The 26,066-nt window shown below is 69.8% G+C and carries 25 protein-coding genes and 1 tRNA gene; 19 read left to right on the top strand and 7 right to left on the bottom strand.

Annotated features, from left to right (window positions below; genetic code table 11):
• Window positions 1-124 precede the first annotated feature (124 nt).
• Both J2847_RS15345 and J2847_RS15340 read left to right on the top strand, forming a co-directional pair.
• Window positions 125-802 carry an EI24 domain-containing protein gene (locus J2847_RS15345; protein ID WP_209779801.1) on the top strand — a complete coding sequence of 226 codons (678 nt, stop codon included), beginning with the start codon at window positions 125-127 and terminating at the stop codon, window positions 800-802.
• A 123-nt stretch (window positions 803-925) separates the two neighbouring features.
• Window positions 926-1,771: a bactofilin family protein gene (locus tag J2847_RS15340; protein ID WP_209779800.1), complete on the top strand. Its 846-nt coding sequence runs from the start codon at window positions 926-928 to the stop codon at window positions 1,769-1,771.
• Window positions 1,772-1,873: 102 nt separating this feature from the next.
• Here the strand turns inward: J2847_RS15340 and nth are convergent, their stop codons facing one another.
• Complete coding sequence (gene nth, locus J2847_RS15335; protein ID WP_233474550.1) at window positions 1,874-2,521, bottom strand: endonuclease III; 648 nt, start codon at window positions 2,519-2,521, stop codon at window positions 1,874-1,876.
• Window positions 2,522-2,847: 326 nt separating this feature from the next.
• Between nth and J2847_RS15330 the strand changes: the two genes are divergently transcribed.
• Window positions 2,848-3,273, top strand: coding sequence for a hypothetical protein (locus J2847_RS15330; RefSeq protein ID WP_209779799.1), 426 nt, complete (start codon window positions 2,848-2,850; stop codon window positions 3,271-3,273).
• Between the two features lie 91 nt (window positions 3,274-3,364).
• Window positions 3,365-3,907 carry a DUF2244 domain-containing protein gene (locus J2847_RS15325; protein WP_209779798.1) on the top strand — a complete coding sequence of 181 codons (543 nt, stop codon included), beginning with the start codon at window positions 3,365-3,367 and terminating at the stop codon, window positions 3,905-3,907.
• 18 nt (window positions 3,908-3,925) lie between these two features.
• Here the strand turns inward: J2847_RS15325 and J2847_RS15320 are convergent, their stop codons facing one another.
• A complete protein-coding gene (locus J2847_RS15320) occupies window positions 3,926-4,396 on the bottom strand; it encodes a low affinity iron permease family protein (RefSeq protein ID WP_209779797.1) in 471 nt (156 codons plus the stop codon).
• Between the two features lie 131 nt (window positions 4,397-4,527).
• A complete protein-coding gene (locus J2847_RS15315) occupies window positions 4,528-6,867 on the bottom strand; it encodes a mechanosensitive ion channel domain-containing protein (protein ID WP_209779796.1) in 2,340 nt (779 codons plus the stop codon).
• 160 nt (window positions 6,868-7,027) lie between these two features.
• Here J2847_RS15315 and J2847_RS15310 point away from each other — a divergent pair, with 160 nt between their 5' ends.
• Window positions 7,028-7,744 (top strand): sulfite oxidase-like oxidoreductase, encoded by a 717-nt coding sequence (locus J2847_RS15310; RefSeq protein ID WP_209779795.1) that lies wholly within the window; start codon window positions 7,028-7,030, stop codon window positions 7,742-7,744.
• 68 nt (window positions 7,745-7,812) lie between these two features.
• Window positions 7,813-7,889, top strand: a tRNA-Arg gene (locus tag J2847_RS15305).
• Window positions 7,890-7,931: 42 nt separating this feature from the next.
• Here J2847_RS15305 and ybaK read toward each other — a convergent pair.
• From ybaK to apaG, 3 genes are all read right to left on the bottom strand, one after another.
• Complete coding sequence (ybaK, locus tag J2847_RS15300; RefSeq protein ID WP_209779794.1) at window positions 7,932-8,414, bottom strand: Cys-tRNA(Pro) deacylase; 483 nt, start codon at window positions 8,412-8,414, stop codon at window positions 7,932-7,934.
• Window positions 8,415-8,495: 81 nt separating this feature from the next.
• Window positions 8,496-9,128, bottom strand: coding sequence for a GTP cyclohydrolase I FolE (gene folE, locus J2847_RS15295; RefSeq protein ID WP_085557246.1), 633 nt, complete (start codon window positions 9,126-9,128; stop codon window positions 8,496-8,498).
• A 238-nt stretch (window positions 9,129-9,366) separates the two neighbouring features.
• The gene (gene apaG, locus J2847_RS15290) at window positions 9,367-9,759 is read right to left on the bottom strand and encodes a Co2+/Mg2+ efflux protein ApaG (protein ID WP_209779793.1); all 393 of its coding nucleotides are present in this window, start codon (window positions 9,757-9,759) and stop codon (window positions 9,367-9,369) included.
• A gap of 428 nt (window positions 9,760-10,187) precedes the next feature.
• Here apaG and J2847_RS15285 point away from each other — a divergent pair, with 428 nt between their 5' ends.
• From J2847_RS15285 to trmB, 9 genes are all read left to right on the top strand, one after another.
• Window positions 10,188-10,802: a GNAT family N-acetyltransferase gene (locus J2847_RS15285; RefSeq protein WP_209779792.1), complete on the top strand. Its 615-nt coding sequence runs from the start codon at window positions 10,188-10,190 to the stop codon at window positions 10,800-10,802.
• 177 nt (window positions 10,803-10,979) lie between these two features.
• The gene (gene miaB / locus J2847_RS15280) at window positions 10,980-12,395 is read left to right on the top strand and encodes a tRNA (N6-isopentenyl adenosine(37)-C2)-methylthiotransferase MiaB (protein WP_209779791.1); all 1,416 of its coding nucleotides are present in this window, start codon (window positions 10,980-10,982) and stop codon (window positions 12,393-12,395) included.
• Window positions 12,396-12,451: 56 nt separating this feature from the next.
• Window positions 12,452-13,441, top strand: a complete 990-nt coding sequence (locus tag J2847_RS15275; protein ID WP_411800588.1) for a PhoH family protein — start codon at window positions 12,452-12,454, stop codon at window positions 13,439-13,441.
• Window positions 13,441-13,983 carry an rRNA maturation RNase YbeY gene (ybeY, locus tag J2847_RS15270; RefSeq protein WP_209779789.1) on the top strand — a complete coding sequence of 181 codons (543 nt, stop codon included), beginning with the start codon at window positions 13,441-13,443 and terminating at the stop codon, window positions 13,981-13,983. Before J2847_RS15275 ends, ybeY begins: the two co-directional genes overlap by 1 nt.
• Window positions 13,980-14,915, top strand: a complete 936-nt coding sequence (locus J2847_RS15265; RefSeq protein WP_209779788.1) for a hemolysin family protein — start codon at window positions 13,980-13,982, stop codon at window positions 14,913-14,915. Before ybeY ends, J2847_RS15265 begins: the two co-directional genes overlap by 4 nt.
• A 178-nt stretch (window positions 14,916-15,093) precedes the next feature.
• Window positions 15,094-16,677, top strand: coding sequence for an apolipoprotein N-acyltransferase (lnt, locus tag J2847_RS15260; protein WP_325169423.1), 1,584 nt, complete (start codon window positions 15,094-15,096; stop codon window positions 16,675-16,677).
• A gap of 124 nt (window positions 16,678-16,801) precedes the next feature.
• Window positions 16,802-17,296 carry a helix-turn-helix domain-containing protein gene (locus tag J2847_RS15255; protein WP_085555499.1) on the top strand — a complete coding sequence of 165 codons (495 nt, stop codon included), beginning with the start codon at window positions 16,802-16,804 and terminating at the stop codon, window positions 17,294-17,296.
• Window positions 17,297-17,531: 235 nt separating this feature from the next.
• A complete protein-coding gene (gene metK, locus J2847_RS15250) occupies window positions 17,532-18,701 on the top strand; it encodes a methionine adenosyltransferase (RefSeq protein WP_209779786.1) in 1,170 nt (389 codons plus the stop codon).
• Window positions 18,702-18,822: 121 nt separating this feature from the next.
• Window positions 18,823-19,554, top strand: coding sequence for a tRNA (guanine(46)-N(7))-methyltransferase TrmB (gene trmB, locus J2847_RS15245; protein WP_209779785.1), 732 nt, complete (start codon window positions 18,823-18,825; stop codon window positions 19,552-19,554).
• Between the two features lie 106 nt (window positions 19,555-19,660).
• On the opposite strand, the gene J2847_RS15240 is transcribed toward trmB, so the two are convergent.
• Entirely contained in the window at window positions 19,661-19,978 is a 318-nt protein-coding gene (locus tag J2847_RS15240; RefSeq protein ID WP_209779784.1) for an antibiotic biosynthesis monooxygenase family protein, read from the bottom strand.
• Between the two features lie 250 nt (window positions 19,979-20,228).
• On the opposite strand from J2847_RS15240, the gene rimP reads away from it, so the two are divergent.
• Genes rimP through infB form a run of 4 tightly spaced genes read left to right on the top strand, consistent with a single transcriptional unit; the run spans window position 20,229 to window position 25,997 of the window.
• Window positions 20,229-20,720 carry a ribosome maturation factor RimP gene (gene rimP, locus J2847_RS15235; RefSeq protein ID WP_085555495.1) on the top strand — a complete coding sequence of 164 codons (492 nt, stop codon included), beginning with the start codon at window positions 20,229-20,231 and terminating at the stop codon, window positions 20,718-20,720.
• 50 nt (window positions 20,721-20,770) lie between these two features.
• Window positions 20,771-22,309, top strand: coding sequence for a transcription termination factor NusA (gene nusA / locus J2847_RS15230; RefSeq protein ID WP_209779783.1), 1,539 nt, complete (start codon window positions 20,771-20,773; stop codon window positions 22,307-22,309).
• Window positions 22,310-22,367: 58 nt separating this feature from the next.
• Complete coding sequence (locus tag J2847_RS15225) at window positions 22,368-23,168, top strand: RNA-binding protein (protein WP_209779782.1); 801 nt, start codon at window positions 22,368-22,370, stop codon at window positions 23,166-23,168.
• 21 nt (window positions 23,169-23,189) lie between these two features.
• Complete coding sequence (infB, locus tag J2847_RS15220; protein ID WP_209779781.1) at window positions 23,190-25,997, top strand: translation initiation factor IF-2; 2,808 nt, start codon at window positions 23,190-23,192, stop codon at window positions 25,995-25,997.
• Window positions 25,998-26,066: the final 69 nt, after the last annotated feature.

The following is a 26,066-nucleotide window of genomic DNA, read 5'->3' as shown; positions in this document are numbered from 1 at the left end:
TTCCGCCATGCCCGCGCTTGGCACGGGCATGGCGTGGCCGGGAAATCGGGCGGTGCGGCCTGGAACGCGGGGAGGCGGCACCGTAGATAAGCGGGCGCCGCCCTTTCCTTACACGGAACCCCGCATGATCCGCGCTTTGTTCCTCGCCTTCGGCCAGCTTTCCGACCCGCGCGCCCGCCGGGTGGTGTGGATCGCCGTGCTGTCCTCGGCGCTGGCCTACGCCCTGTTGTCCGTTTCCGTCTGGTGGGCGCTGTTCCACACGCCGCTGACCGGCAACGTCTGGGTCGACGGCGTCGTCGACCTGCTGGGCGGGCTGGTCGTGCTGATCCTGGCGTGGCTGCTGTTTCCGGCCACGGTCGGCACGGTGTCGAGCTTCTTCCTGGACGAGGTGGTCGGCCGGGTCGAGGCCCGCCACTACCCCCACCTGCCGCCGCCGCGCCCCAGCGGCTGGCTGGCCGATCTGTGGACGGCGCTGCGCTTCCTGGCGCTGGTGCTGGTGGTCAACCTCGTCGCCCTGCCGCTCTACATCGCCGCCCCCGGCCTGAATCTCGTCGTCTTCTACACGGTCAACGGCTATCTGCTGGGCCGCGAGTATTTCGAGATGGTGGCCCACCGCCGGATGGACCGGCGCGAAGCGCGGGCGTTGCGGCGGTCGTACCCGCTGAAACCTTTTTTGGCCGGCGTCATCATCGCCTTTCTTTCGTCGATTCCCTTCGTCAACCTGCTGGTCCCGGTCGTCGCCAGTGCCTTCATGGTCCATGTCCTCCAGTCCATGACAGGCCCCTTGCGGCGGGCCGGATGACCGTGTTACGCCGCTAGCGGCGCGGTCGCGTCCGGGCTCACCGGACGATCCGACGGAACGCCGTGTCCACGCGCGGCGCCGGCCGTCAGCCCACCCGCGTTTCCTGATTGGGGATCACCGTTCATGCTGTTCGGACGAAAGACTCCGCCCGCCGCGCCCAAACCCGACAGCGTCGCCGCGACTCCCGCGCCCGTCGCCCGGCCCGCCGAGCCGGCCACCACCCTGTCGCCCCTGGCCTCGCTGGCGACGCCCGCGCCGTCCGCTCCCCAACCAGCGTCAGCACCCGCGCCGGCTGGAGGCATGAGCGCCGCCCTGGCCGCCGCCCAGCCCCCCTCTTCCGCTCCGACGCCTTCCGTCAAGGGACCCGAGATGAACAGCAGCAGCCCGAAGCCCCCGACCGTTCCGTCCCTTCCGGGCGCCGGTTTCAAGACCGACGTGCCGCGCCGCACCGTCGACGTCCCCGGCGTGTCCCCGCGCCAGCCGGCCGGTCTCGGCAACCCCTCCGCCCCGCTCGGCGCGCCGCTGGGTGCCCCGGCGGCGGCCCCGCTGGCTCCCCTGCCGGAGCAGCGCCGCCTGATCGTCGGCCGCGACATCTCGCTCTCGGGCGAGATCGGCTCCTGCGACGTGCTGGTGGTCGAGGGCACGGTGGAGGCCAAGCTGCGCGAGGGCCGCTCCATCGAGATCGCCGACGGCGGCCTGTTCAAGGGCTCGGTCGAGATCGACGAGGCCGACATCGGCGGCCGCTTCGAGGGCGACATCGCCGTGCGCGGCCGGCTGACCGTGCGCTCGACCGGCAAGATCACCGGCTCGATCAAGTATGGTGAGCTGGCGGTCGAGGCCGGCGGCCAGCTGCGCGGCGACATCCAGATCTACAGCGCGGCCCCCAATGCCGCCGCCCCGGCACCGACGTCGGCTCCGGCTCCGGCTCCGGTCGAGATCCCGGTCGCGGTTCCGGCGGACGCCATCTGACCGTCGCACGCCCGCGCCCGAACGCGCCCGGCCGGCACCCGCCGCGCCGGGCGTTTTCATGAGAAGAGCCCGGCGCGGCGGAAAAACCGGGAGCCGCGCCCGTCAGGCGATGATCTTGTCCTTGAAGGCGCAGAGGTCGGCGACCGTGCAGACCGGGCAGTCGGGCTTGCGCGCCTTGCAGACGTAGCGGCCGTGCAGGATCAGCCAATGGTGCGCGTGCCGCCGGTAGAGCTTGGGCACCACCTTCAGCAGCTTCGCCTCCACCGCGTCCGGCGTCTTGCCGGGAGCCATCCCGGTGCGGTTGCCGACCCGGAAGATGTGGGTGTCGACGGCGATGGTCTCCACGCCGAAGGCGACGTTGAGGACGACGTTGGCGGTCTTGCGGCCGACGCCGGGAAGCTGCTCCAGCGCCTCGCGGTCGCACGGCACCTCGCCGCCGTGGCGCTCGATCAGCAGCTCCGACAGGCGGATGACGTTCTTGGCCTTGGTGTTGAACAGGCCGATGGTCTTGATGAAGCCCCGCAGCCCCTCCTCCCCCAGCGCGACCATCGCCTGCGGCGTGGTGACGGTGCGGAAGAGCGGTCCGGTCGCCTTGTTGACGCCGACGTCGGTCGCCTGGGCCGACAGCACGACGGCGACCAGCAGCGTGTAGGGATTGACGTACTCCAGCTCGCTCCGCGGTTCCGGGTTGACGGCGGCGAGGCGGCGGAAGAATTCCTGGATGGCGACGGGCTTCATGGGCGCGAGCATAGCCGCAAGCCGCCGCCCCGGCCAGCGGCGGCTGCGCCGGGGCGGCGGATTGCCGGGAAGCGGAGTATATTTTTCGCGAATTTCATCACATTTCGAGTCTCCTTCGTGTAAACCGGCAGTGGTTTCCTTGAGCGTCAACATGCTTCGACAGATTTCGTAAAGAATCCGGCCTTTCGTCCGGTTCTCCGTTTTGCTATTCCTGTGATCGTCGCCGGTTTGTTCGGCGGACGCCCAAGAAAAAGAACCGTTTCCGAAACGATTGGCGGCGGTCTTGATCGGCGGCGATGGCGGCGGGACTCGGTCCCGGGCTGGGGGAGAAGGCGGACATGGGAAGCTTCCAGGTGGAGGTGCTGGACTGGGGCTTGCGTCTGCGGCTTCAGGGCGCCCTTTCCGTCGGGCAGCGCGACACGCTGATCCGCCGGGTTGAGCATGAATGCGCGGCCTACGCCCTTCAGAAGCGCGCCTGGACCAGCCTGATCGAGTTCGACCATTTCCAGGCCGAGGGCGGCTTCCGCCCGGAGCTGCTGGTCGGGCTGATGCGGCTGGCGCGGACCTGCGGGCACCAGCGCTGCGCCATCCTGCTCAGCGACTGGCAATGGGCGTCGGTCCTCGCCGACGCGATGATCGAGGCCGGCACCGACGATCAGGTGCGCATCTTCGTCCAGCCCGACGGCTTCGAGGCGGATTGCGGGAGCGCCATGGCCTGGGTGCTCCATGGCGGGGTGATTCCGCTGGTGTCGCGGGCGGCGTAGGGTCGCGGCATGACGTCGGCGTGCTGAACGCGAGGCGCGATCCCCCGATCGCGCCGTTTCTCCGCCGGGGCTTCTCCGTTACCATCCGCCGATGCCCAGCGACCGGCCAACCGACACGCCCGGGGATGCATCCGCGAGCGTCGGACCGTCCCGCCTGTTCTTCGACGCCATCCTCCACCCCCACCGCAGCCTGGGGCGCGGCGGCTTCCGGACGCTGATGGGCGTCGTCATCCTGCTGAATCTCATGGTGGCCGGCGTCTTCGCCGCGAACGGGGCGTGGCCGGTCATCCCTTTCTGCGGGCTCGACGTGCTGGTGCTGTGGCTGGCCTTCCGCGTGAACTACCGCGCCGCCCGCCAGTACGAGCGCGTCCGCCTGACCGAGGCCGAGCTTACGGTGCAGCGGGTCCATTGGAAGGCGCCGGAACGGCGCTGGCGCTTCCATCCCCATTGGCTGAGGGTCAGCCACGACGAGCGGTCGGCGGAGGGGCCCCGGGTCACGCTGTCCTCGCACGGGCAGTCGGTCGGCGTCGGCGCCTTCCTGTCGCCGGCGGAGCGGACGGCCTTCGCGCGCGCTCTGGACGAGGCGCTGCGGGCGTGGCGCCGCCCGCCCTGCCCGCCGGCCCCCGCCGGATAGGGTCGGCGAGGCGGGGCGTCAGCCCCGGCCGTCGGTCGTGAGGCCGCGTTCGGTCAATTCCTCGTCGACTTCGCGTTCCACCTCGCGCTCGACCGCCTTCTCGACCTTCTCGTCGATCCGGTGGTCGAGGCAGTCGGCGGTCCTGGCCAGCTTCTCGAAGCTGTCCTTGACCTTCCTGAGATCGCTTTCCGGCAGATTCTCCAGATCGATCATGCCGTTGCGCGCGGCCTTGCTGGCGCGGATCAGCTCGTCGAGCTTCAGGTGGATCGCCTGGGTGTCGCGGTTCTGGGCGTTCTGGATGACGAACACCATCAGGAAGGTCACGATCGTCGTGCCGGTGTTGATGACCAGCTGCCATGTGTCGGAGAAGTGGAACAGTGGCCCGGTGGCGCCCCACAGCAGCACCACGCCGAAGGCGGTGACGAAGGCGCCCGGCCGTCCGGACAGTTGCTCCATCCAGCGGGCGAAACGGGAAAACACCTCGCTCATCGAACGTCCACTCCACGCCGCGTCGTCCCGGACCGGCCGTCCCGCGAGGGAACGGCCGTGGGGAATAAACGCGCGGGCCCGCCGAACGTTTCATGTTTCGTTCGGCGTAGGGCGCTCGCCGGTCTTTCGCGTCAGGACCCTTGGCTCAGCGCCTCCGCCAGCGCGCGGTCGTGGGTGTTCTGGCCGACGACGAGCTGCATCGACTGGGTCGGCATGGAGATGTCCAGCTCGTCGAACCGCTTCTTCATGCGGCGGTTGAACTCGCGGGCGACGCCCCACTGGCGGGTCGGGCGGGTCTTGAACTGGGCCAGGATGTTGATGCCGGTGTCCGACAGCTTGTCGACGCCCAGCACCTCCAGCGGGTTCAGGATGTCGGCGGCGAACTGCGGCTCGGCCTGCACCGAGGCGCCGATCTCCTTCAGCACGGCGATGATGCGGTCGGGATCCTCGCGGTTGGACACCGTCACGTTGAAGAGGGTGACGGAGAAGTCCTTGCTCATGTTCTTCACCGTGGTCACGGCGCTGAACGGCACGGAATGCACGGCGCCCGACCCGTCGCGCAGGCGGATGGAACGGATCGAGATCGCCTCCACCGTGCCGGAATGGCCGCCGCCGACGTCCACCGAGTCGCCGACCGACACCGTGTCCTCGAACAGGATGAACAGGCCGGTGATGATGTCCTTGACCAGAGTCTGCGACCCGAAGCCGATGGCCAGACCGACGACGCCGGCGCCGGCCAGCAGTGGCGCGATGTTCACGCCCAGTTCCGACAGCGTGATCAGCGACACCATCGTGACCAGCAGGATCAGGAAGGCGTTGCGCAGCAGCGGCAGCAGGGTGCGCATGCGGGCGCTGCGCTCGATCTTCGTGCCGTTGCGGTCGGTCGAGGCGAGGAAATGCTCGATCATCGCGCTGACGACCTCCCAGGCCACCACGGCGCCGGCCAGCAGGAGGCTGATCGAGATGACGCTGCCGACGATGCGCCGGCCGATGGCCGACTCGGCCCAGGCCAGCGTGTCGATGCCCCAGCCGTTCAGCACCACCCCCAGCGCCACCACCCAGATCACCGTCTTGCCGAAGCGCTGGACGATGGGCAGGTAGAAATAGGCGCGCTCGTGCAGCTGCGGCAGGGTGCCCTGCATCTCGCGGTTCATGCGCAGGCCGCGCCGCAGGGTGCGGTTCAGCCCGCCGACCAGCAGCCGGGCGACGGCGACCGCGACCACGGTGATGGCGGTGGCGCGGGCGAGATACTCGAAGCCGCCATAGACGTTCAGCACCCAGACGCCCAGCGTGACGACCACATACAGGATCGCCAGCACATGCCAGATGTCGGCGAAGCGCCGCCGCGCCGTGCGCAGCACCGCCCCCTGCCCCTCGGCCTCGCGCCGGGCGGTGGTCAGCGGGTCGCCGTTGCCGGACAGCGGGTTGCCGCGCATCCATTCGGCGACGCCGACGCGGTTTTGCAGGATCAGCACGATCAGCATGCCGGCGATCACCACGCCCAGCAGCTTCAGCAGCGCCCCGTAGGCGCCGAGCGGCAGGCCCAGCACATAGGCGCCCTCGGCCAGGAAATAGCCGTAGACGGCGGCGGCGATCAGGCGGCGCGTCCAGATGTAGGCCCGGCGCGCGCCCTCGTCGCTGGTGCGGATCAGGCGGAGGTTGGCCGCATCGGGCGCGAAGAGCAGGCGCACGCCGATCAGCAGCACCTGGATGATCACGGTGGCGTTGACGACGGCGAGCGCGACCAGCCGCACGCGCGGCCCCGGCTCCGTCACCGACAGGATGGTGTAGGCGACGACGATGAAGGCGACGATCGGCGCCAGCTCCAGCAGCGCGCGGCCGAGCAGCAGCGGGATGCGCACCAGCGTCGAGGAGACCGGGCGGGAGGCCAGCGCGTGGCGCGGCCGGTTCAGCAGCCGGCGGACGCCGAACCCGACCACCGCCCCGATGGCGAGGATCAGGGCGAGCTGGATGCCGATCTGCACCCAGCGCTCGCGCGCCGACGGATCCTCGATCTGGCGCTGCACCCAGGAGATGGCGCCCGGCAGGTCGGCGAAGACGTTGGCGACCTGCACGAGCTGCCGGCTGACCACGTCCATGCGCTCGGCCAGGAAGGACAGCGCCTTGGCGCCGATGGTCTGCGGCAGGGCCGACTCGCCCTCCGCCTCCTTGGCCTGGGTCAGCCCCTTCTGCGCGGCGACCAGCGCGCGGAGCTGCTCGACCAGCCGGGTCCGCGCCTCCGGATTCTCCAGGGTGGAGACCATCGCCTCCAGCTGCTGGATCGTCGGCTCGCCGGCCGCGACCGGCGTGCCGCCGGATGCCGACGGGGCCGCCACGGGGAGCGGCGCCCCGCCGGCGGCGGGGGCCGCGGCGAAGCCGGGCGCGGACAATCCACAGGACAGGGCCAGCAGAAGCAGGGCCGCCAATCCGCCGAGAAGGCGGGCCGACCAGCGGGAGCGTGCGGCAGGCATTCGGTACCGATCCATCAACGGGTCACTCGGCAGTCATCGGAGCTTCGGGAAGTTAATCTCCCCTTACCCGCTTGCCAACCCGACCGGCGGGACCTTTTTTAAGTCACGGGTGCGGGCTGCGCTCCGTTTCCTATCACGTTTCACTGCGCGAGGACCGGCCATGGCCGAGATTCCCCCGAAGACTCCCGGCGCGTCTCCGGCCCCGGCGGAACCCGCCGATCCCGGCAGCGAGGGCGCCGTCCGCCCCAGGCTGGTCGCCGCCAAGGAGCAATGGGCGCGCGACGGCCGCGCGCTGACCGGGCAGCCCGCCGACCCGGCCCGCGACCGCCTGCCACCCGGCCAGCGGCTGGTCGAGGACTGGCCGGTGCTCGACCTCGGCATCACGCCCAGCGTGACCGAGGGGAGCTGGAGACTGACCGTGGACGGTCTGGTGGAGAGCCCGCTGTCCTGGCGCTGGGACGATCTCCAGGCGCAGCCGCAGGAGCAATTCCTGTCGGACATCCACTGCGTCACCACCTGGTCGCGCTACGACAACCGGTGGGAGGGGGTGAGCGCCCGCCGCCTGCTGGCGCTGGCCCGGCCCAGGCCGGAGGCGCGCTTCGTCGTCTTCCATTCCTCGGACGGCTACACGACCAACGTGGCGCTGGCGGATTTCGACGCGGACGGTGTCCTGCTGGCGACCAAATGGGAGGGGGAGCCGATCGGCCGCGACCATGGCGGCCCGGTGCGCATCGTCCTGCCGAAGCTCTATTTCTGGAAGAGCGCCAAGTGGGTGAAGCGGATCGAGCTGCTGGCGGAGGACCGTCCGGGCTATTGGGAGGTGCGCGGCTACCACAACCACGCCGACCCCTGGACGGAGGAGCGCTATTCGGACTGAGGCGGCCGCGCGCAGCCTCGTCTGCACGGTTGGCATCCCGCGCCAAAGCCGCTATGGTCGTGCGCAGCGGCCCCGTAGCTCATCTGGATAGAGCACAAGTTTCCTAAACTTGGGGCAGCAGGTTCGAGTCCTGCCGGGGTCGCCATTCCCTTTCAACGCTCAAGTCTTTTGGCGCTCGACGCACGGCTCAATGCGCCGTGATCGGGCAGACCACCGCCCTGGTCGCCTTGGCCAGATCGGCCGGCGCCATGACGATCTGCAAGCCGCGCCGGCCGCCGTTCACCACCATCTCGGGCAGCCCCTCGGCGCTGGCGTCGACGAAGGTCGGCAGCGCCTTCTTCTGGCCGAGCGGGCTGATGCCGCCGACCATGTAGCCGGTCGTCTTCTCGGCGAGCGCCGGGTCGGCCAGGTCGGCCTTCTTCGCCTTGGCCGCCGCCGCGATGGCCTTCAAATCCAGCTTCGCCGCCACCGGGATGACCGCGCAGGCCAGCCCCTTGGGTTCGAGCTGGACGATCAGCGTCTTGTAGACGATGGCTGGATCCAGCCCGAGGGCCGACGCGGCGTGCAGGCCGATGGCGTCGGCGGCGGGATCGTAGACATATTCGAGCAGCCGGTAGCCCACCCCCGCCGCCTTCGCCGCGTTGACCGCCGGTGTCACCTTCGCCGCCATCGCCCCCTGCCGCTTTCCGCACTGTCGAAGGCGCGAGCTTAGCAGAGAGGGCGCCGGTTGCGTCAACCGCGAGCGCCGCCCTTATTCGCCGCGCGAGGACGGGTTGCCGATCATGGTCAGGAACTCCCGCCGGGTCGACGGGTCGGTGCGGAAGGCACCGAGCATGCGGCTGGTCACCATGGTGACGCCGGTCTTGTGGACGCCGCGCGTCGTCATGCACTGGTGCTGCGCCTCGATCACCACCGCGACACCCTCCGGCTGGAGCACCTGGTCGAGGGTGTTGGCGATCTGCGCCGTCATCTTCTCCTGGATTTGCAGGCGCTTGGCGTAGGCCTCGACGAGCCGGGCAAGTTTGGAGATGCCGACCACCCGGTGCTTGGGCAGGTAGGCGACGTGCGCCTTGCCGATGATCGGCACCATGTGGTGCTCGCAGTAGGACTCCACCCGGATGTCGCGCAGCACGACCATCTCGTCGTAGCCGTCGGTTTCCTCGAAGGTGCGCTGGAGCAGCTCGACCGGGTCGGTGCCGTAGCCGGCGAAGAACTCCTCGTAGGAACGGACGACGCGGTCGGGCGTGCCGAGCAGCCCCTCGCGCGCCGGGTCGTCGCCGGCCCAGCGCAGCAGGGTGCGGACGGCCTCCTCCGCCTCGGCGCGGGACGGGCGCGTGGTCTCGGACGCGCCGGAGCGCGGGAGTCCGCCGGGGCCGCGAAGCACGTTCTCAACGAGCGGAATCTTGGGAGCCGTCACGGGGAAAAACCTTTCGGTGGCTGGTTCTCGATGTCCGGATTCGGTTGGGAGTGATCCGGATTGCGCATCGATACGATACCGGGCCTCGCGCGGATCATAGGCCGTTCAACGGAAAGCCGCCCCGTCATCCGCCTTTCGGCGAAATCGACATGGCATTGGTTTCGCCGCTTTCAACCCTGGGACGATCACGGCGGCGGGAAAAACATCAATTCAGCCGCATCGGCTGGTGCGGGCTGTCGAGCGAGAAGGCCGGGATCGTCACGTCGAACGGCCGCCCATCCGACGATTCCATGCCGTAGCTGCCGGCCATGATGCCCGACGGCGTGCCGAGCGGCGTGCCGCTGGTGTATTCGAAATGACCGCCCGGTTCCAAAACCGGCTGTTCGCCGACCACGCCCGGCCCGCGCACCTCCTGCACGCGGCCCATGGCGTCGGTGATGCGCCAGTGGCGGGTGCGGAGCCGCACCGTCTCCCTGCCCTCGTTCTCGATGCGGACATGGTAGGCCCAGACGTAGCGCCCCTCGGCGGGGGCCGACTGGTCCTCCAGGAACACGGGCTGGACGGTGACGCGGATGGCGCGGGTGACGGCGGTGTACATGGCGCGGCCTGGAGCTTTGCTGGCATGGCGAATCGCGGAGGACGACCAGCATAAGGGCGGGAGTCGGCCCCTGTCCAGAATGAGGGGGCCGGCATCCGGGAGCCGGAAGGGCGCCCCGCGGAACGTGCCGGAAAAAGCACGCACGCAGATTGATGCAGTCATGCGGTCCGTAAGGGTCGACACGGTCTTGCGACGGGGGGGTACCGATGATATATGCGCAAGTCCCAGCAACGGCCGATGAGCCTTCCATATGTCTCGTTCGCACGCCCTTCGCATCCGACGACGGAGCCTCGCACCGCGAAACGCGGGTGCGGCCGTCCTTGGGTCGCGTGCGAACGCCAAAGGCATCGAAGGGACCTGATCCCCGGCCTCCGGCGACGGCGCGACCCGCTCTGAGAAGACCCTCTTCCGACCGGGAGCCATCGCATATGATCATCACCACCGAACAGCCCAGGCACGCGCCCGTCATCGAAGCCCTGCTCGACGCGTCCTTCGGCCCCGACCGGCTCCAGAAGACCGCCTACCGGCTGCGGGACGGCGTCGACTCGATCCCCGAGCTGAACCTCGTCGCCATCGACCACGACGAGCACGGCAACGAGATCCTGGAGGGCACCATCCGCTACTGGCCGGTCCTGGTCGGCGGCGTCACCCCGACCCTGCTGCTCGGCCCCATCGCGGTGGCGGGGCATCTCCAGGGCGGCGGGCTGGGCAGCAAGCTGATCCGGATGAGCCTGAACAAGGCCATCGCGCTCGGCTACACGTCCGTCATCCTGGTCGGCGACGCTCCCTACTACGAGCGGTTCGGCTTCACGCGGAACCTGACGCTCGGCATGCAGATGCCGGGTCCGGTGGACATGGACCGGCTGCTCGGGCTGGAGCTGGTCGAGGGCGCGCTGGACGGCGCGTCCGGCATGATCGGGCGGGCGGAAACGGCGGTTCCGGCGCTGCCGGCGGCGACGGAGGCGGCGGCCCCCTTGTCTTTTCTCTTCTCCCGGACCTGGCGCGACCGGATGTGGGCCGACATGGCGGTCGGCGCCGCGTGACGGCGGACGGCCGATCCGGCACGGCCGGTGGAATGATCGGCGGGACGGACGAGCATTGACTCGATTCGCCCCGCCTGTGCTACCATCACGCGATGAGCGGCTCCGGCGGACCGGCGCCGCGCGCGCCACACTGTCCGGTGTGAGCGCGCTATTCGTTTTTGTGCGGAAGGGAGCGGGTTGAGCAAGAAGCTGTTCATCAAGACCTGGGGCTGCCAGATGAACGTCTACGACTCCGCCCGCATGGCGGACGTCCTGGCACCGCTGGGTTACCGTCCGGTCGATGAACCCGACGGCGCCGACATGGTGATCCTCAACACCTGCCACATCCGAGAGAAGGCCGCCGAGAAGGTCTTCTCGGAGCTTGGCCGCCTGCGCATCCTGAAGGACGAGAAGGCCGCCGCCGCCGCCGCCAGGAAGCCGTCCGACGATGGCCGGATGATCCTCGCCGTCGCCGGCTGCGTCGCCCAGGCCGAGGGCGAGGAGATCGTCGCCCGCGCCCCCTTCGTCGACATGGTCTTCGGCCCGCAGACCTACCACACCCTGCCGGAGATGGTCGCCAAGGCGACCCGCGCCGCCGGCAGCGTGCTGAACACCGATTTCCCGGCCGAATCCAAGTTCGACTTCCTGCCCGAGGAGGCGGTCAGCCAGGGTGCCGCCGCCTTCCTCGCCGTGCAGGAGGGCTGCGACAAGTTCTGCACCTTCTGCGTCGTCCCCTACACCCGCGGCGCCGAATTCTCGCGGCCGGCCGCGCAGATCCTTCTGGAAGCGAAACGGCTGGCGGCCGGCGGCACGCGCGAGATCAGCCTGCTCGGCCAGAACGTCAACGCCTGGCACGGCGACGGCCCCGACGGCTCGACCTGGGGGCTGGGCCGGCTGATCCGCGAGCTGGCGGAGATCGATGGGGTGGAGCGCATCCGCTACACCACCTCGCACCCGCGCGACATGGACGAGGAGCTGATCCGCGCCCACGCCGAGGTGCCGCAGCTGATGCCCTACCTGCATCTGCCGGTGCAGTCCGGGTCGGACCGCATCCTCGCGGCGATGAACCGCAAGCACAGCGCCGACGACTACCGCCGCCTCGTCGACCGCCTGAAGTCGGTCAACCCGGATCTGGCGCTGTCCGGCGACTTCATCGTCGGCTTCCCCGGCGAGAGCGACGCCGACTTCGCGGCGACGCTGAAGCTGGTCTCGGACGTCGGCTACGCCCAGGCCTACTGCTTCAAGTACAGCCCGCGCCCCGGCACCCCGGCGGCGCTGGAGGACCGGCAGGTGCCGGAGCCCGTGAAGGAGGAGCGCCTCGCCGCGCTCCAGCAGCTCATCGGCGCGCAGCAGGTCGCCTTCAACCACGGCTTCGTCGGACGCACGATGAAAGTGCTGTTCGACCGCGTCGGACGGCGCGACGGGCAGCTGCTCGGCCGCAGCCCATGGATGCAGTCGGTCCACGCCGAGGCGAACGAGCGGCTGCTCGGCCGCATCGTCGAGGTCCGCATCGTCGAGGCGCGGCCCAGCAGCCTGACCGGCGTCGTCGTCACCGGCGAGCACCGCACGACGGCCCATTCCCAGCCCGCCCATTCCCTGGAGGCAAGCGCTTGAACGGCCAGCCCGACCGGCGGATCGACGTCCAGTTCGAGGACAACCGGCTGCTGCCGATGCTGTACGGGGAGCATGACCGCCACCTTGCCCGCATCGAAACCCTGCTGGGCGTGTCGTTGATCTCGCGCGGCAACACGCTGACCGTCTCCGGCCCGCCCGACGCCGCCGAGGCGGCGCGGGCCGCGCTGGACTCGCTGTACGAGCGTCTGACGCGCGGCATGGCGGTCGGTCCCGGCGAGGTCGACGGCGCCGTCCGCATGGCGACCTCGCCCGGCGCCGAGGAGGCGCGGGCGGCTGGCGGGGCCGGCACCGGGATCACGCGGGCGGAGATCACGCTGCGCACCCGCAAGCGCGGCGCCATCACTCCGCGCTCGCCGATGCAGGCGGCCTATCTCCAGGCGCTGGCGGAAAGCGAGCTGGTGTTCGGGCTGGGGCCGGCCGGCACCGGCAAGACCTATCTGGCGGTGGCCCAGGCGGTGGCGCTGCTGACCACGGGGCAGGTCGACCGCATCGTGCTGTCGCGCCCGGCGGTCGAGGCGGGGGAGCGGCTGGGCTTCCTGCCCGGCGACCTCAAGGAGAAGGTCGATCCTTACCTGCGCCCGCTCTACGACGCGCTGCACGACATGCTGCCGGCCGAGCAGGTGAAGAAGCGGCTGGAGTCGGGCGAGATCGAGATCGCGCCGCTCGCCTTCATGCGCGGCCGGACGCTCGGCAACGCCTTCGTCATCCTCGACGAGGCGCAGAACACCACGCCGATGCAGATGAAGATGTTCCTCACCCGGCTGGGCGAGGGCGGACGCATGGCGGTGACCGGCGACATCTCGCAGATCGACCTGCCGTCGGGCACCCGGTCGGGCCTGCGCGACGCGCTCGACATCCTGAACGGGGTGGAGGGCGTGCGCTTCGTCCATTTCACCGACGCCGACGTGGTGCGCCACCCGATGGTCGCCCGCATCATCCGCGCCTACGACCGCGCCGACGCCCAGAAGCTGGAAAACGCGCGGCCGGCGCCGAAACCAACCGCCAACGGGGAGGGACCGCCGTGATGGCCGTGGACGTCACCGTATCCCGCGAGGCCGGCGACTGGGCCGAGAACGCCGAATGGCTGGCCGAGAAGGCCGCGCTCGCCGCGCTCGCCGCCATCTACGACGAGGAGGACGGCCCGGCCGAGATGTCGGTCGTGCTGGCCGACGACGCGCTGGTCCACCAGCTGAACCGCGACTACCGCGGCAAGGACAAGCCGACCAACGTGCTGTCCTTCGCCCTGACCGAGGCCGACGAGCCGGAACCGGAGGAGGGCGCGCCCGTCCTGTTGGGCGACGTCATCCTCGCCTTCGAGACGGTCCGGCGCGAGGCCGCCGAACAGAACAAGGCCCCGGCGGACCACATGACCCACCTTGTGGTGCATGGTGTTCTGCATCTGCTGGGGTATGATCACGAGACGGACGACGAGGCCGAGGAGATGGAGGCGCTGGAAACCCGGCTGCTCGCCGATCTCGGCATCGCCGATCCGTACGCCGCCAACCGCCTTCTGCCGGACAGCCCGGACGGAGCGGACCCGACCAACCATGAACCGCCGGACCGATGAGCGAAATTTCCGACAGTCGGACGCCCCGTGAGAACGGGGCCGAAGAAGAGCAGAATTCCCTGGGGCACCTCGTCAAGGGGTGGCTCCGCACCGTCTGGGGCGGGCGCGGCGACTCCACGCTCCGCGCCACGATCGAGGAATTGATCGGGGACCTGGACGAGGAGGAGGGTTCGGTGGGGGCCGGCGAACGCGCGCTGCTCACCAACATCCTGAAGCTGCGCGAGACGACCGTGGCCGACGTCATGGTGCCGCGCGCCGACATCATCGCGGTGGACATCGACACGCCGCTCCCCGCGCTGGTCCAGAAGGTCGCCGAGGAGGGGCATTCCCGCCTGCCGGTGTACCGCGAGACGCTCGACGACGTCGTCGGTGTCATCCACATCAAGGATGTGCTGTCGGTGATGGCCCGGCAGGCCCAGGGCAACGCCGCCGAGGCGGACCTGAAGGGCATCGTCCGCGACGTCAAGATCGTCGCCCCCTCCATGCCGGTGCTCGACCTGCTGGTGCAGATGCGGCAGAGCCGCCGCCATCTGGCGCTGGTGGTGGACGAGTTCGGCGGCATCGACGGCCTCGTCACCATCGAGGATCTGGTCGAGGAGATCGTCGGCGAGATCGAGGATGAGCACGACGAGGAATCCGCGCCGCGTCTGGTCGAACGCCCCGACGGCAGCCTGATCGCCGACGCCCGCCTGCCCATCGAGGATTTCGAGGAGCGCGTCGGCCCGGTGCTGACCGAGGAGGAGCGCGAGGACATCGAGACGCTGGGCGGTCTGGTCGTCTCGCTCGCCGGCCGGGTGCCGGCGCGCGGCGAGATGCTGATCCACCCGTCGGGCCTCGAATTCGAGATCGTCGAGGCGGATTCCCGCCGTCTGAAACGCCTGCGCGTGCGCAACGCGCCGGCGAACAGCTCCGATCTCGCCGAGACGGCCTGACCGTCCATCCGGACGTTCCACGCAACGCTGCGAGCCATGCCCCCGCTTCGACCCTCCCCTGCGCCGCCGGGGTGGGCCGGAGCGGGGGCAAGTCCTTGATCGGGCTTGCACCCTCTCCGCGCGGCACCACTTATGGGCAGCGTTGCCTCTGCCGCTGCCGGAGTTTTCCCTTTTGACCGTGACCGACACGCTGCCCGTTCCGGCCCGGCTGGGCCGTGTGTCCGCGCGTCTCGCGTCGCTCACCGGCTGGCGGCGGCTGGCCATGGCGGCGGCGCTGGGCGGGCTCGCCACCCTCGCCCTGCCCCCCGCCTACGCCCTGCCCCTGCTGCTGGTCGCCTTTCCGGGGCTGATCTGGCTGCTGGGCGGCGCCGCGACCGGGCGGCGGGCCTTCGCCATCGGCTGGTTCTTCGGCTTCGGCCATCATCTGCTCGGGCTCTACTGGGTCAGCGCCGCCCTGTTCACCGACATCGGGCGCTTCTGGTGGGCGCTGCCGCTGTCGGCCGCCGGCCTGCCGATCCTGATGGCGATGTTCACCGGCGGCGCGGCCTGGCTGTTCCATGCCCTGCGCGCGCGGGGTCTCGGCGCCGGGTTGGCGGGACCGCTGCTGTTCGCCGCCTGCTGGGCGCTGTTCGAGTGGCTGCGCGGGCACGTCTTCACCGGCTTTCCCTGGAACCTGCTCGGCTATGGCTGGGTCGGGGTGCTGCCGGTCCTGCAAAGCGTGTCGCTGGTCGGCATCTACGGCCTGACCCTGCTGACCGTGCTGGTCGCGTCCCTACCCGCCGCCCTGCCCGATCCGGGCATCCGGCCGCGCCGCGCCGGCACGGCGCTGGCCGCCGGGCTGGCGCTGTTCGCGGCGCTGGCCGGCTGGGGGGCGTGGCGGCTCGCCACCGCGTCGGACGAGACGGTTCCGGGCGTGCGGCTGCGGCTGGTCCAGGCGGCCATCGACCAGCGCCTGAAATGGGCCCCCGGCGAGCGCGAGAAGAACGTCCAGCTCCACCTCGACCTCTCCGCCACCCCCTCGGCCGAGCCGGTCACCCACGTCATCTGGCCGGAAACCGCGGTTCCCTTCTTCCTGGACGGCGACGCGCGGGTGCGGCAGGTGCTGGGGTCGGTCGTCCCCTCCGGCGGCCTGCTGATCACCGGCGCCCCGCGCAGCGCGGTCGACGCGGAGGGCGAGCGGCGCTACTACAACAGCCTCGTGGCGCTCGACGGCAGCGGCGCCGTGGCCGGCTCCTTCGACAAGTTCCATCTGGTGCCCTTCGGCGAATACATGCCGCTGCGCCGCTGGCTGCCGGTCGGCGCCATCGCCGGCAACGGGGCCGAGTTCTCCCCCGGTCCCGGCCCGACGACGCTGCGCCTGAACGGCATTCCGCCGGTCAGCCCGCTGATCTGCTACGAGGGCATCTTCCCCGGCGCCGTGACCGATCCCCACAACCGGCCGCAGTGGCTGCTCAACCTGACCAACGACGCGTGGTACGGCCGCACCGCGGGACCGCACCAGCATTTCGCGATCAACCAGGTTCGCGCGGTGGAGGAAGGTCTGCCGCTTGTCCGAGTTGCCAATACGGGTATTTCCGGGCTGGTGGACGCCTACGGGCGTGTGACAAAGTCGCTTGGTCTGGGTGAACGCGGGATCATCGACACCACATTGCCGAAAGCACCGCCTGGGACCACGCTCTATGGACGTGTCGGGGACAGGATTTTCGGCCTAATGCTTCTGGGTTGTTTTCTCGGAGCGATGCTCTCTCGATATCACCGTTGACCGATGCCGCTGGCGCAACCCGGGCGTGGCCGTGGCCACGCGCCAGGGAAGCGGGGACGCGGGCTTGACTGCATACGTGGATATGTCGTATCAAAGTTGCACAACTGTTACAGGGATAAACGAGATGCAAGCAGCTACTGGGGCGCCGCGCGGGCGCCGTGCGGGCGCCGGCCGTCCGAAGACCGGAAAGCCGAACCCGATCGACGTGCATGTCGGATCGCGCGTCCGTCTGCGTCGGACGCTGCTGGGTATGAGCCAGGAGAAGCTGGGCGAGGCCATCGGCCTGACCTTCCAGCAGGTGCAGAAGTACGAGCGCGGCGCCAACCGCATCGGCGCGTCGCGTCTGTTCGACCTCAGCCGTGTCCTGGACGTTCCGGTGTCCTTCTTCTTCGACGACATGCCGGCCGAGGCTGCCGCCGCCCGCGTGGACGACGAGGATGACGCGGCGGGTTCGGAAGAGCGGCCGACCGGCGGCTACGAGCCGGACCCGATGGCCAAGCGCGAGACGCTGGAGCTGGTCCGCGCCTACTACAAGATCAACGACCCGTCGGTGCGCAAGCGCCTGTTCGAGTTGACCAAGGCCGTCGCCAACGCGGCCGTCGCCGAAGCGGCGGAATAACGGCGCGCCATGAGCCCCACCGAAGGGGGAATGCGAAGCTCGGCCGCATTCCCCATTCGTTGTCTTGGTGGACGTCCGTGATCGTGCCAGGTCAAGGACACGGGCAGTCGGGAGTTTGCTTGACCGCGGCGGGAATCCTTGTCAAATACCGGGTTGGGTCGGTGTCCTGCGGGCGCTGTACCGATCTGTCGTTTCGACTTGTGAAATAGCGCACCGCGAAAAGCCGAGGTTCCCCGTGGCCAAGCTTAACTACGTCTTCACCAGCGAATCCGTGTCGGAAGGCCATCCCGACAAGGTCTGCGACCGCATCTCCGACGCCATCGTCGATCTCTATCTGTCGCACGACCCGCAGGCCCGCGTCGCGGTGGAGACGCTCGCCACCACCAACCAGGTCGTGCTGGCGGGCGAAGTCCGCGGTCCCGACAGCATCAAGGCCGACCAGCTGGTCGAGGTCGCCCGCGCCGCGGTGAAGGACATCGGCTACGAGCAGGACGGCTTCCATTGGGAGAAGATGGACGTCAAGTGCCTCGTCCATTCCCAGTCCGCCGACATCGCGGTCGGCGTCGACGCCGCCGGCAACAAGGATGAAGGCGCCGGCGACCAGGGCATCATGTTCGGCTACGCCTGCCGCGAGACCCCGGCGCTGATGCCCGCCCCGATCTATTATTCCCACGCCATCCTGAAGTCGCTGGCCGAGGCCCGCCACTCCGGCGCCGCCCCCCAGCTCGGGCCCGACGCCAAGAGCCAGGTCACGCTGCGCTATGTCGACGGCAAGCCGGTCGGCGCCACCGCCATCGTGCTGTCGACCCAGCACGCCGAGGGTCTGGACCAGGACGCCGTGCGCGAGATCGTCCGTCCGCACATCGTCAACTGCCTGCCGCAGGGCTGGATGTGCGACGAGGCGAACCTGTACGTCAACCCGACCGGCCGCTTCGTCATCGGCGGTCCGGACGGCGACGCCGGCCTGACCGGCCGCAAGATCATCGTCGACACCTACGGCGGGGCCGCCCCGCACGGCGGCGGCGCCTTCTCCGGCAAGGATCCGACGAAGGTCGACCGTTCGGCCGCCTACGCCGCCCGCTACCTCGCCAAGAACGTCGTCGCGGCGGAACTGGCCGAGAAGTGCACCATCCAGGTCTCCTACGCCATCGGCGTGTCGAAGCCGCTGTCGGTCTATGTCGACACCCACGGCACCGGCACCGTCGACGAGGACCGCCTGTCGGAGATCCTTCAGCAGCTGGTCGACCTCAGCCCGCGCGGCATCCGCACGCATCTGGGCCTGAACAAGCCGATCTACGCCCGCACCGCCGCCTACGGCCATTTCGGCCGCGAGCCGGATGTGGACGGCGGCTTCTCGTGGGAGAAGACCGATCTGGTGGCCGACCTGCGCAGCGCCTTCCGCTGAGCCGGGTCCTCACCCGACGAGACGACAGCAGGGGCCGGCGACGGCCCCTGCTTTGTTTTGAGGGCCCTGCCTTCCCCTGCCCCCGACATCCTCCGTTCATCGAAAAGCGCGCCGCGACGTCATGACCGACCAACCCTTCGATTCCGCCGATTCGTCCAACCGTCTTTTCGGCCGCCGCAAGGGGCGCCCGCTCCGCAAGCGCCGCACCGAACTGCTCGACACGCTGCTGCCGACGCTGGAGATTCCGGTGCCGAAGCCCGGCGAGCGCGTCGACCCGCAGTCCCTGTTCACCCGGCCGGGACAGTCCGAACCGGCGCAGGACGTCTGGCTGGAGGTCGGCTTCGGCAGCGGCCATCACCTCGCCTGGCAGGCGCGCCACAACCCGGAGATCGGGCTGATCGGCGCCGAGCCCTTCGTCAACGGAGTCGCCGCCCTGCTCGGTCTGCTGGACGACGACAAGCTGGGGAACGTGCGGGTGCTGCCCGACGATGCCCGCCCGCTGCTCGACGCCCTGCCCGACGCCTCGATTGGCCGGGCCTTCGTCCTGTTCGCCGATCCCTGGCCGAAGAAGCGCCACGCCGACCGCCGCTTCATCGGGCCGGAGAATCTGCCCCGTCTCGCCCGCGTCCTGAAGGACGGAGCCGAGCTGCGGCTGGCCAGCGACGACATGGGGCTGGTCCGCTGGATGCTGGAGCACACGGTCAAGCACCCGGATTTCGAATGGACCGCGCGGGTCCCGTCCGACTGGCGCGTCCGCCCGGCCGACTGGCCGGCGACCCGCTACGAGGAGAAGGCCATCGCCGCCGGCCGCAAGCCGGTGTTCCTGCGCTTCGTCCGCAAGCCGCGGGGCTGAGGCTCCGCCTTCCGTCATGGCCGGGCTGCGTCCCGGTCGTCCGTGCGGGAGCCCGTGGATGCCCTCGGATGCCCGTGCCTGGCACGGGCATGACCTGCCGTGGAGATTACGAGCTGGCCGGGTCCGGCGCCGCGACCACCGGCTCGGCGAAATGCTCGACGACCGGGAACGGGTCGTAGAAGTGGTGGAGCCGCTGCTTCCATCCCGCGTAGCGGTCCGAGCCGCGGAAGCCCTCCGTGTGGTCCTCCAGCCGGTCCCACCGGACGAGCAGCAGGTAACGGCCGGCGTCCTCCAGACAAGGCCGCAGCTCCATGCCGCGAAAGCCGGGGGTGGCGGCGATCAAGGGCCGTGCATCGGCCATCGCCCGTTCGAATTCCTCCTGCCGTTCCTTCCGGATCGTCAGCAGCGCCGCTTCCAGGATCATCCTTTTTCCCCCCGAAGAACTTGCCCGCGACGCCAGCCTCGCTTGCCCGTCCGGGCAACGCCAGGGAAAAGGCTTGCGGGATCGGGTGGAATGACTATATTCACCCCTCACGGAACCTCATACGGATCGACGGCCCGGGAAACTGGGCCGGCGGGACGCATTGCGGGTGGGCTTCGGCCCACTTATTTTTTTATCAGCCTATGGAAACCTCGTCCGGTTCAATCCCGGCCGCAGGCTTGGGTCAGGTGGAATGGACGCAACAGGTCGCATCGAACAGATCATCACGCCGTCGGTCGAGGCCATGGGCTACGAGGTCGTGCGTGTCCAGATCTCCGGCGGCCAGCGGGCGGTCCTCCAGATCATGGCGGAGCGCGCCGACGGCGCGGCCATGACGGTCGAGGATTGCGCCGACATCAGCCGCTCCGTTTCGGCCCTGCTGGACGTGGAAGATCCCATTCGCGACGCCTACACGCTTGAGGTCAGCTCGCCCGGCATCGACCGGCCGCTGACCCGTCTGAAGGATTTCGAGCGCTTCGCGGGGTTCGAGGCCAAGCTGGACACCCGGCTGGCGTCGTCGGACGGGCGCAAGCGCTTCCGGGGCATGCTGAAGGGCGTCGAGGACGGCCTCGTGTGCATCGAAACCGAACAGGGAGCCGCCCGGCTGGAGTTCGACAACATTCTGCGCGCCAAGCTGGTTCTGACGGACGATCTGATCCGCGCCAGCCAGGACGCGCAGGGTTGATCCCCAGCCCGGCATTTCGCAAGACCACACGCCGCCAGGAAGTGTAACGGATGGAACTGCTGCAAGTCGCTGACGCGGTCGCCCGCGAAAAGAACATCGACCGGGACGAAGTCCTGGAGGCGATGGAACAGGCGATTCAGAAGGCCGGTCGCTCCAAGTACGGCCATGAGCACGACATCCGCGCCCGCATCGACCGCAAGACCGGCGACATCCACCTGACCCGCCACCTGGAGGTGGTCGAGACGGTGGAGAACGAGGCGACGCAGGTCACCCTGCCCTACGCCCAGCGCCGCAAGGCCGGGGCCAAGGTCGGCGACTTCCTGGTCGATCCGCTGCCGCCCATCGATTTCGGCCGCATCGCCGCGCAGACCGCCAAGCAGGTCATCGTGCAGAAGGTGCGCGACGCCGAGCGCAAGCGCCAGTTCAACGAGTACAAGGACCGCAACGGCGAGATCGTCAACGGTCTGGTCAAGCGCGTCGAGTACGGCAACGTCACGGTCGACCTCGGCCGCGCCGAGGCGATCCTGCGCCGCGACGAGCTGCTGCCGCGCGAGCATTTCAAGAACGGCGACCGTGTGCGCGCCTACATCTACGACGTCCGCGAGGAAGCCCGCGGCCCGCAGATCTTCCTGTCGCGCACGCATCCCATGTTCATGGCGAAGCTGTTCGCCCAGGAAGTGCCGGAGATCTACGACGGCATCATCGAGATCAAGGCGGTCGCCCGCGACCCGGGCTCGCGCGCCAAGATCGCGGTGCTGAGCCACGACAGCTCGATCGATCCGGTCGGCGCCTGCGTCGGCATGCGCGGCAGCCGCGTCCAGGCGGTCGTCGGCGAGTTGCAGGGCGAGAAGATCGACATCATCCCGTGGGCGAGCGAGGCCGCGACCTTCGTCGTCAACGCGCTGGCCCCGGCCGAGGTCGCCAAGGTCGTGCTCGACGACGAGAACCGCCGCATCGAGGTGGTGGTGCCCGACGACCAGCTGTCGCTGGCCATCGGCCGCCGCGGCCAGAATGTCCGCCTCGCCTCGATGCTGACCGGCTGGGACATCGACATCCTGACGGAGAACGAGGAATCGGAGCGCCGCTCCGAGGAGATCCACAACCGCTCCGGCCTGTTCATGCAGGCGCTGGACGTCGACGACGTGATCGCGCATCTGCTGGTCGCCGAAGGCTTCACCTCGGTCGAGGAGATCGCCTACGTCGAGACCGAGGAGCTGGCCGAGATCGAGGGCTTCGACGAGTCGGTCGCCGACGAGCTGAAGCAGCGCGCGCTCGCCTTCCTGGACGTGCGCGAGAGCGAGGCCAACGACCGCCGGCTGGAGCTGGGCGTCGAGGACGTGGTGGCCGAGCTGACCGGCTGCTCCGCGTCGCAGCTCGTGAAGCTGGGCGAGGCCGGCGTGAAGACGCTGGACGATCTGGCCGATCTGGCGGGCGACGAGCTGGTCGAGATTCTCGGCAAGGACGGCCCGACCGAGGAAGAGGCCAACGAGATCATCATGGCCGCGCGCGCCCACTGGTTCGATGGCGAGGGCGGCGAGGCTCCGGCCGGCGGCGCGTCCGCGACGGACGGGCAGGGCGCCCAGGCCTGATTGGTCTGGCGTGCAAGGATTGATCGGTTTGGGACCGCGAAAGGCGGATGACGAACGGATGACCGCGCGGAACGACGCACAGGCACCGGACGCCGCCGACACCCCGGAGACGGGGGAGGGCGCGGTGCCGGAGACGATGGACGGGCTCGGAGACGGGTTCGTTGAGGAAGCAACGGGGGAACACCTGCCGGCCGATGACGAGAAGGGGCCTTTGCGCCGCTGCATCGTCAGCCACGCCGTGCAGCCCAAGGACGGCATGATCCGCTTCGTGATCGCGCCGGACGGCGAGGTGGTCCCCGATCTTGAGGAATCGCTGCCCGGCCGGGGCCTGTGGGTCACGGCGGATCGGGCGGTTCTGGCGAAGGCCATGGGGAAGTCCGTCTTCGCCAAGGCCGCCCGCCGGGCGGTGAAGGTGCCGCCGGATCTGGCCGAGAGGCTGGAACGGCTGCTGGAACGGCGGTGTCTGAACGGTCTGGGCCTTGCCCGCCGTGCAGGCCACGTTCTCGCCGGGTACGAGAAGGTGCGCGAGGCGTTGAAGGTCAACCAGGTCGGTCGCGCGGGTCCCCCGCCAGCCCTTCTGGTCGAGGCCGCCGACGGCTCGCTCGACCAGCGCGGCAAGGTGACGGCGCTCGCGCCGTCGCTGCCGGTGATCGATCTCTTCGCGTCGGCCGATCTGGCCGCCGCGCTGGGGCGCGATCACGCGGTGCACGCGGTGGTGGCGCGGGGCAGGCTGGCCAAGGGGCTGGCTCGTGACGCGGCGCGCCTCAGAGGACTGAAGGGCCCTTGCGAACACCGTGAGCAGGGGATGTCTGATAAGGGCTTGGGAGTCGGCGATGGCGCCGGCCGGCCTGCGATGTAACGTCTGACCATTCGGGAACCGATGACCGACAGCAACGACCAGGACCAGAAGAAAGTCTTGCACCTCAACTCCGGCGCCGGCAAAGGGAAGCTGGAGTCGAAGAAGCCGGTCGAGACCCAGGTCCGGCAGAGCTTCTCCCATGGCCGGTCCAAACCGGTGACCGTCGAGGTCAAGCGCAAGCGTCATGTTGAAAAGGGCGCCGTGCCCGGCATCGCCGACGGCGGTGCCGCCGCGCGCCAGGCCGCCCAGGGTCTCCCCATCCGCGGCGGAGCCGGACAGCGCCCCCGTGGGGGCGCACCGACCGCCGGCCGCAAGCTGACCAGCGAGGAGCTGGCGTCCCGCATGCGCGCCCTACAGGGCGCCGCGCAGGCCGACGAGCAGCGCCGCATCGACGCCGAGGAGGAGGCCGCCCGCGCCGAGGCCGCCGCCGCCGAGGCGGCCGCCGCCGCCGCGCTCGCCCCGCCGCCGGCCCCGGTCGAGGAAGCCCCGCCCGTCATCCTGGACGCCGAGACCCTCCGCGAGCGCGAGATGGCCGAGATGCGCGCCATCCAGGAGGAGGAGCGCAAGGTCGCCGAGGCGGCCGAGGCCCGCCGCAAGGAAGAGGAAGCCCGGCGCAAGGAGGCCGAGGAGGCCAAGCGTCGCGAGGCCGAGGCCGCCGCTCCGCGCCGTGACGGCGCCCGCGACGGCGCGGGTCCCCGCACCGCCGGTGCCGGCCCGTCCCGCTCGGGCGAGTCGCGCCCCGGCTCGTCGGCGGCTCCGGCCCGTCCGGGTTCGGACGCCGCTCCCGGCCGCAGCCTGCCCGGCGCCGCGGCTCCGGCCCGCGCCGAGGAGGAGGACGACAACCGCCGCAAGGGCGGCCGTGGCGGCCCCGGCCCGGCCAAGGCCGCGCCGGCGCGTCCCGCCGCCAAGGCTCCCGTCGGCGCCGACCGCCGCAAGGGCGCCAAGATGACCGTGTCGCAGGCGCTCAGCGACGATGGCGGCGACCGCACCCGGTCGCTGGCCGCCGTCCGCCGTGCCCGCGAACGCGAGCGTCTGCGCCTGATGAGCCGCCAGGAGACCGCCAAGGTCACCCGCGACGTCGTGCTGCCGGAAGTCATCACGGTCCAGGAACTCGCCAACCGCATGGCCGAGCGCGGCGCGGACGTCATCAAGGCGCTGATGCGCATGGGCGTCATGGCGACGATCAACCAGACGATCGACGCCGACACCGCCGAGCTGCTGATCACCGAGTTCGGCCACCGCGTGCGCCGCGTGTCCGAGTCGGACGTCGAGATCGGCCTGCGGGCGACCGAGGAGGAGGGCGCCGTCCTGGTGTCGCGTCCGCCGGTGGTCACCATCATGGGCCACGTCGACCACGGCAAGACCTCGCTGCTCGACGCGCTGCGCCAGACCGACGTGGTGTCGGGCGAGGCCGGCGGCATCACCCAGCACATCGGCGCCTATCAGGTGCAGCTGGAGTCGGGCGCGAAGATCACCTTCATCGACACGCCGGGCCACGCGGCCTTCACCGAGATGCGCGCCCGCGGCGCCAACGTCACGGACGTGGTCGTGCTGGTGGTCGCCGCCAACGACGGCGTCATGCCGCAGACCATCGAGGCGATCCGTCACGCCAAGGCCGCCAAGGTTCCGATCATCGTCGCCATCAACAAGTGCGACCTGCCGGACGCCAAGCCGGAGCGCGTCCGCCAGGAGCTGCTCCAGCACGAGCTGGTGGTCGAGGAGATGGGCGGCGACGTGCTCGACGTCGAGGTGTCGGCCAAGGCCAAGCGCAACCTGAACAAGCTGGAGGAGGCGATCCTCCTCCAGGCCGAAATCCTGGAGCTGCGCGCCAACGCCAACCGCACCGCCGAAGGCGTCGTCATCGAGGCGAAGCTGGAGCGCGGCCGTGGTTCGGTCGCCACCGTGCTGGTCCAGCGCGGCACGCTGAAGGTCGGCGACGTGTTCGTGACCGGCGCCGAGTGGGGCCGTGTCCGCGCGCTCATCAACGACCGTGGCCAGAACGTCAACGAGGCCGGCCCCGCCGTCCCCGTCGAGGTGCTGGGCCTGAACGGCACCCCGCTGGCCGGCGACGACTTCACCGTGGTGGAATCGGAAGCCCGTGCCCGCGAGATCGCCGAGTTCCGTCAGCGCAAGAAGCGCGAGGCGAGCAACGCGGCCACGGCGCGCGGTTCGCTCCAGGACATGTTCAGCCGCATCCAGGCCGGCGAGGCCAAGGAACTGCCGGTCGTCATCAAGGGCGACGTGCAGGGCTCGATCGAGGCCATCGCCAGCTCGCTGGAGAAGCTCACGGCCACCAACACCGAGGTCAAGGTCCGCGTCCTGCACAACTCGGTCGGTGCGATCAACGAATCCGACATCACGCTCGCCAACGCGTCGAACGCGATGATCATCGGCTTCAACGTCCGCGCCAACCCGCAGGCCCGCGATCTGGCCAAGCGCGACGGCGTCGAGATCCGCTACTACTCGATCATCTACAACGTGATCGACGACGTGAAGGCGGCGCTGACCGGTCTGCTGTCCCCGACGCTGCGCGAGCGCTTCATCGGCTACGCGACCATCCGCGAGGTGTTCAACATCACGAAGGTCGGCAAGGTCGCCGGCTGCATGGTCACCCAGGGCACCGTCAAGCGCGGCGCCGGCGTGCGCCTGCTGCGCGATAACGTCGTCATCCACGAAGGCACGCTCAAGACGCTCAAGCGCTTCAAGGACGAGGTCAAGGAGGTCCGCGAGGGTTACGAGTGCGGCATGGCCTTCGAGAATTACGACAACATCCTGCCGGGCGATCAGATCGAAGCCTTCGAGATCGAGGAAATCGCCCGCGAGCTGTAAGGCGTCTTCCAAGCGAGCGGTGGTTGTTCGGATCGCCCGTCCATTCCCGGTGTCCTGCCGGGGATGGGC

The organism is Azospirillum agricola, from assembly GCF_017876095.1.
In the GTDB taxonomy this organism is placed as follows: domain Bacteria; phylum Pseudomonadota; class Alphaproteobacteria; order Azospirillales; family Azospirillaceae; genus Azospirillum; species Azospirillum agricola.
The sequence above is the reverse complement of the archived record's forward strand: the minus strand, read 5'-3'. Positions and strand labels throughout refer to the sequence as shown.